At 49.0% G+C, this 15,621-nt stretch carries 12 protein-coding genes; 8 read left to right on the top strand and 4 right to left on the bottom strand.

The features are described 5' to 3' along the window. Positions 1–20: 20 nt before the first annotated feature. Together ACTUHY_RS07740 and ACTUHY_RS07745 are read left to right on the top strand one after the other, a co-directional pair. Entirely contained in the window at positions 21–1,310 is a 1,290-nt protein-coding gene (locus ACTUHY_RS07740; RefSeq protein WP_442827260.1) for a TRAP transporter large permease, read from the top strand. 112 nt (positions 1,311–1,422) lie between these two features. Beyond that, a complete protein-coding gene (locus tag ACTUHY_RS07745) occupies positions 1,423–2,364 on the top strand; it encodes a LysR family transcriptional regulator (protein ID WP_442827261.1) in 942 nt (313 codons plus the stop codon). Between the two features lie 85 nt (positions 2,365–2,449). Here the strand turns inward: ACTUHY_RS07745 and ggt are convergent, their stop codons facing one another. The 3 genes from ggt to ACTUHY_RS07760 all read right to left on the bottom strand — a co-directional run bounded on the left by ggt (position 2,450) and on the right by ACTUHY_RS07760 (position 6,435). After that, entirely contained in the window at positions 2,450–4,165 is a 1,716-nt protein-coding gene (gene ggt, locus ACTUHY_RS07750) for a gamma-glutamyltransferase (RefSeq protein ID WP_442827262.1), read from the bottom strand. Beyond that, entirely contained in the window at positions 4,162–5,535 is a 1,374-nt protein-coding gene (locus ACTUHY_RS07755) for a sodium:solute symporter family protein (protein WP_442827263.1), read from the bottom strand. Before ACTUHY_RS07755 ends, ggt begins: the two co-directional genes overlap by 4 nt. Positions 5,536–5,766: 231 nt before the next feature. Next, the gene (locus ACTUHY_RS07760) at positions 5,767–6,435 is read right to left on the bottom strand and encodes a GntR family transcriptional regulator (RefSeq protein WP_442827264.1); all 669 of its coding nucleotides are present in this window, start codon (positions 6,433–6,435) and stop codon (positions 5,767–5,769) included. A 290-nt stretch (positions 6,436–6,725) separates the two neighbouring features. Between ACTUHY_RS07760 and ACTUHY_RS07765 the strand changes: the two genes are divergently transcribed. From ACTUHY_RS07765 to ACTUHY_RS07790, 6 genes are all read left to right on the top strand, one after another. Then, positions 6,726–7,550 (top strand): MBL fold metallo-hydrolase, encoded by an 825-nt coding sequence (locus ACTUHY_RS07765; RefSeq protein ID WP_442827265.1) that lies wholly within the window; start codon positions 6,726–6,728, stop codon positions 7,548–7,550. 10 nt (positions 7,551–7,560) lie between these two features. Next, positions 7,561–8,736, top strand: a complete 1,176-nt coding sequence (locus ACTUHY_RS07770; protein ID WP_442827266.1) for a CdaR family transcriptional regulator — start codon at positions 7,561–7,563, stop codon at positions 8,734–8,736. Positions 8,737–8,747: 11 nt separating this feature from the next. Next, positions 8,748–10,082 carry a GntP family permease gene (locus tag ACTUHY_RS07775; protein ID WP_075579222.1) on the top strand — a complete coding sequence of 445 codons (1,335 nt, stop codon included), beginning with the start codon at positions 8,748–8,750 and terminating at the stop codon, positions 10,080–10,082. Between the two features lie 169 nt (positions 10,083–10,251). After that, positions 10,252–10,875, top strand: a complete 624-nt coding sequence (locus ACTUHY_RS07780) for a TetR/AcrR family transcriptional regulator (RefSeq protein ID WP_075579221.1) — start codon at positions 10,252–10,254, stop codon at positions 10,873–10,875. A 133-nt stretch (positions 10,876–11,008) separates the two neighbouring features. After that, the gene (locus ACTUHY_RS07785; protein WP_442827267.1) at positions 11,009–12,526 is read left to right on the top strand and encodes an AbgT family transporter; all 1,518 of its coding nucleotides are present in this window, start codon (positions 11,009–11,011) and stop codon (positions 12,524–12,526) included. A gap of 14 nt (positions 12,527–12,540) precedes the next feature. Next, complete coding sequence (locus tag ACTUHY_RS07790) at positions 12,541–14,064, top strand: gluzincin family metallopeptidase (RefSeq protein WP_442827268.1); 1,524 nt, start codon at positions 12,541–12,543, stop codon at positions 14,062–14,064. Positions 14,065–14,584: 520 nt separating this feature from the next. On the opposite strand, the gene ACTUHY_RS07795 is transcribed toward ACTUHY_RS07790, so the two are convergent. Next, positions 14,585–15,511, bottom strand: coding sequence for a LysR family transcriptional regulator (locus tag ACTUHY_RS07795; RefSeq protein ID WP_270420520.1), 927 nt, complete (start codon positions 15,509–15,511; stop codon positions 14,585–14,587). Between the last annotated feature and the right edge of the window lie 110 nt (positions 15,512–15,621).

Here is a 15,621-nt window from a genome sequence, read left to right on the forward strand (position 1 = left end):
CAGAGAAGGGGAGATTGAATATGAGTATAGTATTTGTTGTCCTTTTTGGACTGATGCTGATCGGTGTCCCTGTTGCCTTTGCTATTATGAGTTCCGGAGTTGCCTATCTGGCAATCACAGATACGAACGTAGCAGTTTTGGCACAGCGTATGGTCTATGGAATGAATTCCTTTACTTTGCTTGCCGTACCTCTATTTATTCTTGTAGGAAATTTAATGGACTTTGGCGGAATCTCTAGACGGTTGACAGACTGGGCGAAAAGTCTGCTTGGCTGGCTGCCTGGTGGCTTGGGTGTTGTTACGGTATTTAGCTGTGCAATTTTCGCGGCATTGACGGGTTCTGGACCGGCAACGGTAGCTGCTATCGGATCAATTATGCTTCCTGCTATGACCAAGGCAGGCTACTCGAAAGAAACGAGCGCTGGGCTGGTTGCTTCTGCCGGGGCATTGGGGCCGATTATCCCTCCCTCCATTCCAATGATCGTCTATGGGGTAACGATGAATCTTTCCATTCCTGCGATGTTCGTGGCTGGAATCATTCCTGGATTGGTGATTGCTGCAGCACTTTCCGTTGTAAATGTTATTTTTGCATACCGGAATCCAGAGGTCTTAAAATTTGCCGGAACTGTAAAATTTGATGGTGCTTATTGCTTGAAGATGTTTTGGAAAGCCTTAGGCGCATTGGGACTTCCTGTTTTGATCTTGGGAGGTATCTATGGCGGGATTTTTACTCCGACTGAATCTGCGGCTATCGGGATTGTCTATGCACTGATTTTAGGGTTTGCTTTGGGAGAATTAAAAGTCAAGGATCTTCCTAAAATCCTCATTTCCTCTCTAAAAACTTCTACAATGGTGAATTTCATCATTGCGGCAGCATCTTTGTTTTCCTGGGTCGTTTCCAAGAGCCAGATTGGTGTAACGATTTCTCAGGCCTTTATTTCTATAGTTGCAGGAAGCCGTACCATTTACTTATTGGCACTGGTCGTAATTCTGCTGATTGTTGGCTGTTTGATGGATAATATTGCGGCGACTCTTATCCTGGCACCCATTATGATCCCTGTTGGCATCAAACTGGGATGCAGCCCACTCCATCTTGGCATGCTGTTCTGTATTTGCTTGGTCGTAGGCTTCGTAACCCCTCCTTTTGGCTATAATCTGTTTACAGCCATTTCAATTTCAGGCCTTAACTTTAAACAGATTGTTCGAGGATCCTTACCTTTTTTAATGGTCGAAATTGCCCTCCTGTTTGTGTTTGCCTTTATTCCTGGAATCATTACTTGGCTTCCGGTTCTGATGGGATTTAAAATTTAAGGATTACGGAATAAAATGTGAGAAAGCAGCTCTTCCTTGTGAGATGGGCTGCTTTTCTCTATAATGGGAAACAAGATGTATCATTTCTTTAGTTTATGGATGGGAGAATCTAATGAAAATAGGATTTGAAGTTTTTTTGGTAGTGTGTGAAGAAATGAGCGTTACCCGGGCAGCCCGACGGCTTTTTATTACCCAGCAGGCGGTCAGTGATCATATCAGACGGCTGGAAGAAAAATATGGGATCAGTCTTTTTCAGAGAAAACCAGATTTTCATCTTACAGCAGAAGGTGAAATTATGCGCAGCAGTCTGCAGCAGATGAAAATTATGGAAAGGAATATGGAAAGGACACTCTCTTTTTATTCAAAAGGAAGTATGGGGAACTTTACAGTAGGAATCAGTACTTCCAGAGCTCCTATCATCCTGCCGCTGGTCTTGCCAGAGTTTTCACAGGAATTTCCCCTTGTCCATGTTTCTTTCGATGAAGAAGATACACAAATCTTAGAAGAGCGGTTGCGGCAGGGAAATATTGACTTTTTTATCGGGGTCAATACTACGCCTGATGATAATTTTGAAATCCATACGATTGCTTACGATGAAATCATGCTCGTGATACCGGAAACCCTTTTGGAGCAGTATTTTTCTGCCGAACAAGTCAATTCAATGAAGGGAACTGCCGATTTGAGAGATTTTACTGAGATCCCTTTTGTGTTGCCCAATTTCACCACAGGAAAAGTCAGCCATGTTATACAGGAATACCTTGCTTCACACCATGTGCAGCTAAATGTCCAGTATAATATCAGCGACAGCGAAACCCAAATCGATATATGTTCAGCGGGACGGTGCGCCGCGATCTGCCCCCGTATGTTGTTGGGATATGTGGATCAGAACAATCGCCTTGCTGGAACAAATGTCCAATTGAGGGTGTTTTCGCTGAAAGATATTTGGGAAAAATTAAGTATTGATTTGGTCATCCATAAAAGTGTCGTATATCCACCTTATGTGATACGTTTTATGGAATTGGTAAAAGAGAAGATTGGAACGCCGATGCATTGATCCCACTTTCTATCGTAAGACAAGAGGCCTTGTGAACAGAAATGTCCACAAGGCCTCAATACTTATTATAAAATGATCGGTTTTCTTATTCCTGGCTTATTCCCTCCAACACTATATGGCCATCTGGCAGAAGAGCTCCACCACAGCCGTCTACTCGCTGTGTCCCAGCTGCGTAATACTCTCCATTTAGGCACATGACACTGTTGAGCATGGTACTCATGGCTTGATCCCTGGGAACCTGTACAATGGTATGACCACGTTTCCGCAGCAGATTTAAAGTATCCTCTGAAATTCCCAGTTCCACTTCCAGCCCCTGTTTTTGTGTCTGGCAGTGGATGTAGGGAAGGCCCACCAGCCGCTCTGGTGTCAGGCCAAAATCAACTCCGTTGACAATTCCTTGTACAATGCCCGTGATAATCCGAGGACCTCCTGCAGCTCCAATGGCTAGGAAAGGCTTCCCATCCCGGCACACCATGGTGGGCGCCATACTGGACAAAGGTGTCTTTCCGCCGGCAATACTGTTGGCCATGCCATAGCTCAGGCCCTGACTGGTAATAGCCCCGGCTTCTGCGGAAAAGTCACTCATGGCATTGTTCAGGACGAAGCCTAATCCATCCACCACAATACCGCAGCCGAACCAGTCACGGACGGTCTGAGTCTGGGAAAAGGCATTTCCCTCCTTGTCCATGACTACGAAATGGGACGTATTCCCAGGATAGTCTTTGGCGGCAATATTTTCTGCTGCTGCAAATTCTCCTGCAGCTTCCGTCATGAGTGCCGCCCGTTCCTCGGCAAACTTCTTGCTCACTAGGCGGTCCGTATCCACTTGGACAAAGTCTGGATCTCCCAGTGCCTGGCTTCGGTCAGCAAATCCCAATTTCATGGCTTCTGCCAGGGCATGGATTGTGGCAGCCGTATTCTGTCCCGTTTTTCTTACATCTCGGGTTTCCAGGATATTCAGCATTTCCAGGACAGCACAGCCCCCGCTTGGCGGGCCAAAGGACACCACATCTGTCCCGTGATAGGAAGTGTGAAGGACATGGCGGTATTTGGGCCGGTATTCCGTAAAATCTTCCAGGACAAAACAGCCGCCCCTTGCATTGATCAGATCCACCATCTGCCGGGCGGTCTTTCCGGTATAAAAAGCATCAGCCCCTTTTTCTGCCAACTGTTCCAACAGTTTTCCGATTTCCGGATTGGTCTGTTTTTCCCCAAAACGGTATTGGCTGCCGTCCGGTTTCAGATACAATTTCCGGAAGGCAGCTGAAAGTCTCCGTTTCCGACGGACGGAATCATCCTCCATGGTCAAAGATTCCGTATACCCTGTGCCGAACCCTTCTTCTGCCAGGCGGATGGCTGGTGCTGTCACTTCCTTCCAGGTCAGAGTTCCATATTTTTCCAACACTTCTTCCAGTGTCCGCAACAGACCGGGAACGGTTACCGATTGTCCTCCCAGATCCTTCCATTCATCCTGGACTTCTCCATCTTTAATAAAGAGATTCGGACCGGCTGCTTTGGGAGCGATGCCTCGGCCGTCCAGAGCTATGAACCTGTTTTCTCTGGCCACATACAACAGGGAAAAGCATCCGCCTCCCAAACCAGAATGATGAGGTTCTACTACAGACAGAGCCAGGGAAACTGCCACTGCCGCATCAAAGGCATTGCCGCCGTGTTTCAAGATTTCCAATCCCGCTCGGGTAGCATAGACACTATTGCTGCTGATGGCACCGCGGGATCCATGAGCTACCGGCCGGCTCCAATAAGCGGGCCACATATAGATTCCTTTTTTTGTCTGGGTCATACTGCTTCCTTCTTTCCGGTCATCAAGGATACGATGATCCCTACAGAATAAGTTACGATTACCACAGGGTATACTGCTTCCAACATATCCGTCAGTTTCAGGAGCATCCAGGCGACCCCCACGACCATTCCGCAGAGCATGCTCCAGAAGGCTCCCTGAGGAGTAATCTTCTTCCACATGATTCCGGCCAGGATGGAAAAGCTTACTGGTGCCGCAGCCACATGCTGCAGAGTCAGGAACAGGTTGGTCAGAGCGTTGCTGGGAATCAGGTTGGCTGGAAGCAGAGTCAGATACGCAAAGATGAAGGTGATCCACTTGGAAATCTTCAGAACTTGGGCATCATCTGCCTTGGGATTGATTTCTGTCTTGTACACATTGGTGATGATGGTACCGGTGGCCAACATCATGGTAGCCATAGTAGCCGCGATAATCATGGTAGCAAAAGCAAAGACCACGCCCGCAAACAGCGGACTGCTGAAAGCTTTGATGGCATAGGCAAAAGCCGTGGTCCCGTTCCCCAGATCAGCTCCAGAAGCTTTAGAGAACATACCGCAAAGAGCTGTCAGGATGCAGATAGGAGCAGCAATTACATACCCCAGGATGGACCCGGTCCGGGCCGCTTCTGGAGATTTGGCCGACAGCAGAGGTTGCAGAACCGACTGCATCACTGCTGTACTGATGCACCCGCCTACGATCCAGGCAATGATCCGATGGGTAGGCATATTGTGCCAAGAGGCATACTGGGTAGGCAGCTTGGCCAGCAATCCACTGTAGTTCCCGAATTTGGGAAGCGTGGTGAAGACAAAAGCCATCAGCAGGATATAGGTCCCGATGCAGACCACCCGGCCAACAGCGGATGCACCCCGCATACCGGAAAAGCTGGTATAGACTACCGCAATGGTTACTCCAATCAGCATGGCCCAGCTGATGCTCAATCCTGGCAGTACAATCTGCACAATACTGGAAACCGTCTTCAGCTGGATGGGAATGTACAGGAACCCGTAAATAATCCAGGCGTAAGAATACAGCCGGGCCGTTTTCTGTCCAAATTTCAGCTGCAGATATTCCGGTACTGATTCGCTGGGCAGATTTTCCCGGATCATCTTGGCAAAAAAAGCAAGGAAGATAAAATAAAAACTGCCCGCAATGGAATACCAGGCACCTGAAATGCCCAGATTGTATCCATTTTGAGCAGCTCCTACGATTGCCATGCCGCCAATCTGCCAGGCTGCAAAAACACATCCCAGAGACCAGGCTCCCAAAGTACGGTCTCCCCCTGACCACTGACTGGCCGCCTTGATGCTGGAACCAGCATACACGCCGATACCAATAATCAGGCAAAAGGTAATGACCCAGATTGCCACCAACATAATAATCCCTCCCTTGAAAAATATGATTGCAGCAGCCTGCCTTGTGACAGACTGAAACAGCCGGATACAGGAAATATGTTGATATATGCCCTAAATCTCATTAAAGAAATATATTTCTATTGCTTTAAAAGGATGATTTCAAACGCATTATCTCTTTGTTTCTTTCAGTATATCTGATTTTTTTCTGGATTTCAATGCTATTTATCATATTAATTTTACTTAAGTAATATATTACTCTTTCCAATATTCAGGTAAGGTCCGGGCAAAAGAATTTTTTAAATGGGTTTCCATGGCCTTGTAGGCTTTCTTTTCATCTTTTTTGACAATGGCCTCGTATACTCTTTGATGTTCAGCGTACACTTTTCGAGCATCAATAGAATTGTTATAGACACTCTTTACTTCAAAACGGAGATAATGATCCAGTACCACATCCAGGAAACGGTAAAAGATTTTGTTGTGGGCAGCTTGGATCATAGCCCGGTGGAAGCTGTGGTCGATTCGGTACAGCCGTTGTCCGTCTTCCGATGGAAGACCTTCTTGGAGAGATGTCAGCAGACTGTTCATTTTCTGCAGGTCTGTTTCGCTGGCTCGTTGGGCTGCCAATTGGGCGCAGATGGGTTCCATGGTTATCCTGGCTTCCAGGATATCATGGGCTTTTTCATAGGATACTGGCTGAATCAACACCCCTCTGCCCCGGCAAAAAGTCACATAGCCATCAGTCTGGAGTTCCAACAGAGCTTCCCGAAGTGGTGTTTTGCTGATATCCAGTTCTCGGCAGATACTTTCCTGAGAATAGATGGCTCCAATTCGGAATCGGTTGAATAAAATGGCATCTTTGATTCGTTCATAAGCAATATCCTTATAAGAAAGTTTCTCTGCAGCTTCTTTTTTATGTTCCATAACGGGCCCTCCTTTTTTTACAACTGATTTTATTATAGCCGGTGCCGAAAGCCATGAAAAGTAGCAGCAATACCAAACTGAGAAGAGTGGCAATTCACCAGATTCATATGACTGTAGTGTAACGATTTCTTAGCCTAAAGAAATTAACATACGATTTTGGATTTGGCTGATGCCAAAAATCAGCTTGGAATTTTAGTCTCCAGACCAATGAAAAAATAACGGGGTTTGCTATAATGAAGTTAGAATTATTTGTCTATTCATTGACATTTGTTGAAGAATGGGGTGAGGCGATGAAACTGGTTACGCTGATGGACAACTGCGCTGGAGAGAATCTTGGCCTGAAGCATGAACACGGCCTGTCTTTCTATGCCCAGTTCCCGGATGCAAAGGTCCTGTTCGATTTTGGACCGGGCCCGGACACAGTGGAAAATGCCCGGAAGCTGGATGTGCCTCTGGAAAACATCCAGTTTGCTGTGGGCAGTCATGGGCACTATGACCATGGGGGAGGATACCCGGCTTTTGTGGAAGCGGGGGTCCGGGCGCCTTTTGTGACCGGGAAGGGATATTTTACAGAAAAATATGCGGTGGAAGACATCCGGGCCACCTATCTGGGGGTTGGTTTCGACGAAAATTTCCTGGAAGAGAAGGGTATCCTCCACAAAGAGTGCAGCGGAGTGCTTCCGCTGTCACCTTCCGTTTCCGTGATGACAGGATTCCGGCGGAGCCATTCCTTCGAAACCATTCCGGAGCGGTTCCGGCTGCGTCAAGGTGAGGAATGGAAACCGGATTTCTTCGACGATGAGATCTGTTTGGTCCATCAGCTGAAGGAAGGGCTGTTCGTGTTGGTGGGCTGTTCCCATCCGGGAATCTTGAACATCCTGTCTTCTGTACAGGAACAATACCGACAGCCCATCATCGGGGTGGCCGGCGGTACCCACTTGATGGAAGCTTCCGAAGCGCGGATCGGGGAAACCCTGGTGCAGATGAAGAAGTTCGGGATGAAATTGATCGGCTTCAACCACTGTACAGGGGAAACCTTCCGGGAACGGGTCAGGAAAGAACCGGATCTCCATGCCATGTATCTCGGGGCTGGAGATACCTTATTCCTGGAATGAAAGGAAGACTATGAACCACTTGAAACAGACGGAATTTGCAGCTCTGGCCCAGGCTTTTGTAGAAGCGACATCTCCTCTGGTCAGTGGGCGGACCATCAACATCATGGCGGCGGATGGGACCATCTTGGCTTCTACAGAAAAGGAACGGATCGGGACCTATCATCATGGAGCCCGGCTGGCGGCGGAAACCGGAAAACCGGTGATCATCGATGCGCAGAATGTGAGCCGATATCCTGGGGCCAAAGAAGGCGCCAATCTGCCCATACTGGATAACGGACAGGTCATCGGGGTGGTGGGACTTTACGGAGAAGAAAAAGAAATCCGGGATGCGGCGAATCTGCTGGGGGTTTATGTGACCCAGTTCTTCCGGCAGCAGAGGCAGTACCGGGAAAAGAAATCCCGCCAGAAAAACCGCACCCGTTTGCTGCAGATGCTGCTTTCCGGGATCCGGGAAGAAAATGATGAGGCCCGGAGCCTCTGCCGGGCGCTGGGACTGCAGCTGCAGCCGCCTTTTATACTGCTGGGGATCGGAGCGCAGCAGGACACGGAAACGCTCCAGGACTTGGCAGAACAGATGGACAGTTGGTGGGAAACGGACCGGCTGCTCCGCCGAGGAAATCTTTTCGGGATGCCGGGCCAGATCCTGCTGGTGCTCCATTCTCTGGAAAAAGGGGAAAGGGAACGGCTCCGGAATGTAGGAGAAATCCGAGAGGGTCTCTTGGGAAAACTCCTGGATCAGGCAGAACGGAAATCTTTTCTGAAGCTGGCGGCCAGCCATTGCTGCGGAACCTTGGAAGAACTGCCGGAAGCGGGAAGGGAAGTGGAGCTCCTTCTGGAGGAGGGGGAAGGAGCTGTTGCTTCTGCAGAAAATCCCCAAGATGCCGTTTGTTATCTCTTGGCCCGGATGGAAAACCATGGGGGTGGTGCCCTGGCCCGACGGAAACTCCATCAACTGGAGCAGGAAGTCTCTCCTGACCAGGTACGGATGCTGCTGGATACGGCGCGGGCTTATTATGAGGAAGAAGGAGCTCTCCAGAAAGCGGCGGACAGACTTGCCATCCACAAGAACACCCTGCAGTATCGGCTCCTCCGACTGTATGAAGGACTGGGCCTGGAGAATACTTCAGGGTTTGCCAGAGAATTTGTGATCCGTCTGCTGCTGGCAGAGAACAAGGGGAAAAAGTAAGGAGGAGTATCATGTTCTATTTTCTGGTGATTTTCGTTGCTGTGCTGCTGATGATCATTGCCATCCAGAAATTCAATATGCATCCGTTCCTGGTGATGACGGTGATTTCTGTCCTGGTAGGGCTGGTCTGCGGGATCCCATCGGAAAAGGTCATTGTCATCATCAAAAATGGGTTCGGCAGCATCATGGGGAATATCGGTATCGTCATCCTCTGCGGGACCATCATCGGGACCATCCTGGAAAAGACCGGTGCGGCTCTGACCATGGCCAATACCATCCTGGGACTGGTGGGGAAAAGCCGCAGTGTGCTGACCATGGCCATTACCGGGTATGTGACCGGGATCCCGGTTTTCTGTGATTCTGGATTTGTCATCCTGAGCCCTATTTCCCGGGCTTTGGCAGCTCGGTCCAATATTTCCCTGGCGGTCATGGCTACGGCCCTTTCCGGAGGCCTTTATGCCACCCACTGCCTGGTTCCACCGACCCCTGGCCCCATTGCCATGGCCGGGACCCTGGATGCGGATCTGGGGCTGACCATCCTGGTGGGGTTGGTGATTTCCATCCCGGCTACCTTGGCAGCCTATCTCTATGCCAAATACATTTCTTCCAAGATCGATATTCCGGCCAATCCAGAATTCACAGTGGAAGAACTGGTGGAAAAATACGGAAAACTGCCGGGGGCTCTCCACAGTTTCTCTCCCATCCTGGTTCCCATCCTGCTGATTGCCATCAAATCCATCGGGGATTTCCCTTCTGCTCCTTTTGGGAATGGGGCAGTGAAATATTTCTTCTCCTTCATCGGGAATCCGGTGATCGCCCTGATCCTAGGGGTGTTCCTGGCCATGACCCTGATCCCCGGCAGTGAACAGAAAAATGTGCTGGACTGGGTGACGGAAGGGGTCACCAGTTCTGCAGGGATCCTGGCCATTACTGGGGCCGGCGGGTCCTTTGGGGCCATCATCCAGAAGCTCCCCATTGCCGATGTCATCAGCTCTTCTTTGATGGGCATGGGGGTGGGGGTGTTCCTGCCCTTTATCATCGCGGCACTGCTGAAATGCGCTATGGGGGCCTCCACAGTGGCCATGATCACCACATCCGCCATGGTGGCTCCTATGCTGGGGGCCATGGGCTTCACCTCTCCTCTGGGACGGGTGCTGATCATCATGGCCATCGGGGCCGGTTCCATGACTGTTTCCCACGCCAATGATTCCTATTTCTGGGTGGTCTCCCAGTTCTCAGATATGAGTACTTCCCAGGCTTATAAATGCCAGACCGGTATGACCGGAGTCATGGGGATTACCACCATCATTGTGGTATACATCCTGTCCGTCCTGTTTGTGCACTGAGAAAAAGACCGTACAGCGTTCCCTATGCAAGAGGGCTGCAGAAGATATCGGCAAGCAAAACCGATGTCCTGCAGCCCTGCTTTTTTTTTTCGGGCCAGCCAGGCAGTTCCCAGCACCATTTTCTATCTGTTATACTAATAGAAAGAATATAAGGAAACAGGAGGCCGTTATGTCGCGTCAAATCGAAGAGCAGGCAAAAGGAAAGCACAGAGAGACGAAAGGGGATAAGACCAAAAAGGAGCTTTATACAACGGCTCTCCGGCTTTTCCGCGAAAAAGGGTACGAGAATGTTTCCATCAGTGAAATCGCCCGGGAAGCAGGGACGGCCAAAGGGACTTTCTATATCCATTTCCCCTCTAAAGCAGCCGTGGTTACAGAAATGCTCCATTACTATGACGATACGTATGAAGAAACGGCAGCCCGGCTTCCGTATCCTTGTTCGCCGCTGACAGCGATCCAGAACTTGATTGGGGAATCCTGCAGATTCACCTGTGAAACCATCGGAGTGGATCTGATACGGGTTTTATATATTCAACAGCTGCATAAAAATCCGGCAGAGCAGGGAGAAATGGATTACCATCGTCCGCTTTATCAGCTTTTCAAGCATTTTTTTGAACAGGGGCAGGAACAAAAGATCTTTTGCCGCAAGTGGACCGCTCACACAATGACCATCTGGCTGATCCGTGCCATCAGAGGGGTATTTTATGAATGGACCATGGAAAATGGGAATTTCGATTTGCGGAAAGAGACAAAGGATTTTACAGACGCATTGCTGCAAGGTTTTCAAAAATGACTTTTTCAAACTGCCTTATCTAGGAAATTGACACAGGGAGTCCCCTGCACTATAATCAATGTATAAATATGACCGCGGTCATATTTAAAAATCGAGTGAAGAAGGGATGTTTATGAAAGCGGCAGGGAAGAATATGGCTGAAAATGCTGCAGCACCAAAAATGAAGGGGTTTTTGGGGACCATTGAGCGAATCGGGAATGCATTACCTCATCCGTTCATCCTTTTTCTGTACATCACAGGAGCTTTGATGGTCCTGTCAGCCGTCCTGGCTGGGATGGGGGTCCAGGTCACCAATCCGACCAACGGCAAAATTGTCGCTGTCCGCAGCATCATCAGCCGGGACGGTCTGGTCTGGCTGCTCCAGAATATGCTGAAGAACTTTTCTAATTTTGCCCCTCTAGGGCTTGTGCTGGCGATGCAGATGGCCATTGGCCTGGCAGAGGGGGCCGGACTCCTGACCACGTTCATGAGAAAAGCCATCCTGGGGGTTCCCTTGTGGGCGTTGAGCGCAACGGTCCTATTTTTGGGGATCAACGGCAGCATTGCTTCCGAAGCTTCCATTATCGTTGTGCCAGCCCTGGCGGCGGCCGCGTTCCAGGCAGTGGGGAAAAATCCTTTGGCAGGGCTGATCGCAGGCTATGCGGCTACCAATGCGGGATTTACAGCGGCTGTGATCCTGACGGGGACGGATGCGCTGCTGTATGGGGTCACAGAGCAGGCGGCCCAATTGATCGATCCTTCTGTCACTCTGACTCCTGCCATCAACTGGTATTTCATGTTTGTTTCTTGTTTCACGCTGACGGCAGTGGGCGTCTTTGTCAATGACAGGATCATCACGCCTCGGCTGGGTGTGTATCAGGGAACGGAAAAAGCGGAAGAACGGCAGATCACCGATATTGAAAGAAAAGGCCTGCGGAAGACCGGCTTGTTCACCCTCTTTTTCCTGTTCCTGCTGCTGCTGTGCCTGGTGCCGGAAAACGGCCTGCTGCGCGGGAAAGAGGGCAGCATCATCAATTCTCCCTTCATCAACGGACTGGTACCGATCCTGATCCTGTATTTTGTCCTGGCCGGCATTGTTTACGGAAAAACGGTGGGGACCATCCAGGACATGAACCAGGTTCCGGTCATGATGGCTGATTCCCTGCGCTCCTTGACGGGGTATATTGTCCTTGTCTTTGTCATTGCCCAATTCATCGCCATGTTTGGGTATACCAATCTGGGTATGGTCATTGCTGTCAATGCAGCCGATGCCCTGAAAAATGCTGGATTTACAGGGATCCCGCTGGTCCTTGGTATGATCCTGCTGACCACCCTGGTGAATTTCGTCATGACCAGCGGTTCGGCCAAATGGTATATCTTTGCTCCCATTTTTGTGCCCATGTTCATGCTGCTGGGATATTCTCCGGCCTTTGCCCAGGTGGTGTACCGTATCGGGGATTCCTGTTCCAATCCCATTACCCCGATCTATCCCTATCTGCCCATCGTCATTGGGATGGCCCAGAAATACAATAAAGAAACCGGGATCGGAACCATCATCTCCCTGATGCTTCCGTACTCCATTGCTTTCCTGCTGGTCTGGATCGTACAAGTCTGTGTATGGATGGCGTTCAATCTTCCGTTGGGACCGGGAGCCGGCGTCTTCCTGCACTGAGAGGAGGAGCCATCATGGGATATCAGGAACAGCTTGCTGTGGTGAAAGAGCTGCATCATGCGTTCCGCTGTTACAAATCCATTGAATCCCTGTTCGAACTGGATCAGTGGTCTGCGCTTCCGCCGGAAGGTGCTGCCTATCGGCAGCAGGTGGGCTCGTTTGTCGCTGATCAGAAAAATGCCCTGTTTGCATCTCCTGGGGCCGCAGAAGCTTTTGCTTATTTTTCGGGAGGGGATTGGCAGACCATTGATTCTGATCTGGAAAGAGGCTTGGTCCGCCTGTTTCTGTTCCGGTACCGTAATGCGGTGCGGATGCCCCGAAAAGTCCTGGAACAGTACAACCTGTTACGAGTGACTTTGATGCAGAAATGGCAAGAAGCCAGGAAGCAGCAGGATTACCATATTTTCAGACCTTGGCTGGAACAGGCTTTCCAATTGAAAAAGCAGATTGCAGAAAAAATCGAACCGGGACAGTCTGCGTTTGATACCTTGGTGGGGATGACGGATGAAGGATTGGACTGCCGGGAAGTCAGTGGACAGTTCACGGTATTGAAGCAGGGAATCCGTCAGCTGCTGGAAAAGCTTCCGTTGGATGCGCAAAATAGCCCGGCGGATGATTTCTTGGAGCAGCAGGAGGACCCAGACCGGATGGAAGCTTTTGCCCATCAGCTGGCTTATGAGAGCGGGTACGATCCGCAAAAGGGCCATTTCAATGATCAAGTGGTCCATGGGTTCACTTCTTTTCTGGGGCCTCGGGATTCCCGTATTTCCACGTATCGGAATGGAAGCATTGCGCTGATCTTTACCTGTATGCATGAAGCCGGCCATGCCATGTATGCCACAGGGGGCAATGCAGAAGTGAATGAGGCGGACCTGTGGGGAGGCATCGAGGGAGGCTTCCATGAAGCCATGTCCCGTTTGAATGAAAATATGGTGGCCCGGAGCCGGGGCTACTGGGAGCATTATTATCCCCTGCTGCAGCAGGTATTTCCCCGCTACAAGGAAGTCGCAGAAGAAACTTTCTATCGGGCTGTCAATCGGGTCAAACCTTCTCCCCGGCGGATTTCTGCAGATGAAGTGACCTACAGCCTGCACGCCATCCTGCGGTTCGAGCTGGAACGGGATGTCTTTGCGGGAAAGATCAAAGCAGAAGAACTGCGGGATGCCTGGAATGAAGGATATCGGACATGGCTGGGCGTGGAGCCGGCCAATGACACGGAAGGGATCCTCCAGGATATGCATTGGGCCGGAGATTATATCGGGTATTTCCAGAGCTATGCCCTGGGGAATATCTATGATGGACAGATCTTGGAACGGCTGCAGCAAGATCTCCCTGATTATGAAAAAGATCTGAGCCAGGGGAATTTTGTCCGGCTGAACCAATGGCTGGATGGCCATATCCGTCAGTACGGATGTATGTTTACGGGGACGGAAATGCTCCAGCGGCTGACGGGCAAGGGGCTGGATGCCCGTCCTTTCCTCCGGTATCTGGAGAAGAAATATCTGTTTAATGAGCCAGACAGGCGGATCCTGACTTGAGGCTTTCCGAGTTCAGACTTTCGACTGGGGGTGCATTGAAATCACACTACTCTGTTTGGAAGATATCATTGCTAGAAATCAGATTACCGGTGCGTTCGCAGTATGATTGGTAGCAATGAGAAACTGTAGAAGTGAATTCTACATAAAGGAGGCTGGATTCCAATTCTTCAAATTCTATTATGGAACCCTCTTCTCAAATGGAAGCTTTTTTCGATAAAATGGAAAAAATATATCTATTCCCTTTCAATTCTTCGTGGTGGTTGAGGTGAAATGCAGCTTAGATATATCTATTCTATTGAAAGATAAGGAGTCTTGTGAACAGGAGTGTCCACAAGAACTTAATATTTCTTATAGATCCAAATAGGTAACAGGGCTGCAGAAGATATCGGCAAGAAAAAGCCGATATCTTCTGCAGCCCTGTTTTTTCAGCAAATTTGGCGATATCCTCATCACGAGAACTCTCTGTTGAAGCCACTTTTCTCTTATATTTCGCATTTGAACAAGGTTCTCTCTTGGATTCTCAAATATAAGCTGTTTCAAAATCGTTAGCAGGAGCATCAAGATCTGGTTGCGAACCGTCAGGCACAGTAAGGGTTTCTAAAAAGTGTATAAAGGACCTATAGAGGATATTTTCCAAACTTAAATTCTTGTAATAAAGCCAGGTCCGCCTCAGAAAATAATGACCGTCTGGAGAGCGCAAAGGCAGACGATAGAATTCTTTTTCTCTTCCTAACAATTGGATGCCGGGAACGATTGTATAGCCCAAACCCTGGCGTACAAATTCGATGGCAATGCTGGAATCTTCACAACGAATTGTGGTATTAGCGGGACCGTAAAAATAAGTGTGCCACCATTTTTCAATAGACGCCGTCAGGCTCGCACTGAAACGAGATTGAATCTCCGGAATGCTTTCCAAATCTTGCAATCGAAAAGGATGGTTTGCTATAACATAGGTCTTTTCTTCTGCAACAAGCAGTTTTTGAAAGGGCCAATTGAAAGCTTCTCGGATAAATCCTAATGGAATTTCATTGCGGTAGAGACGACGGTAATTGTTTAAAGTATATCCGACCTGGATATCGAAATCAATCAGGGGATATTGTTTGCGGAATTTGGCGATGGCCAGCGGCAAGTATGTACGTGCAAATGGTGCATTTGCAGCAACCGGGATGATTCCTGTGAAATCCGTTTGTGACATATGCTGGATATGATCCTTCAATTCGGCATATTTGGCCAAGACTCCTGATGCTTTCTGGACGAGAAAATTACCTTCTGCTGTAAAAGAAATGCCTTGGGCGTGACGTATGATTAATGGGCGGCCAAATTCTTTTTCCAAGTTTTTGAGGCGTTTTGTTAAGGTGGGCTGTGAGAGAAAGAGTTGATGAGCGGATTTTGTCATATTGTGGGTTTCAGATAGTGATTGGAGAATCTGCCAGTCGGTTAAGTTCATAGAAACTCCTTTCTGCCACGCAGGGTGTCCAAAGTGGTAAATCAAGAAAATGAAGGGTGATGCTTTCATAATATTATTACTTATTTTAATTGCTTATAATTAAAATATAC

The organism is Acidaminococcus nyctereutis, from assembly GCF_052216985.1.
GTDB classification, from domain to species: Bacteria; Bacillota; Negativicutes; order Acidaminococcales; family Acidaminococcaceae; genus Acidaminococcus; species Acidaminococcus fermentans_A.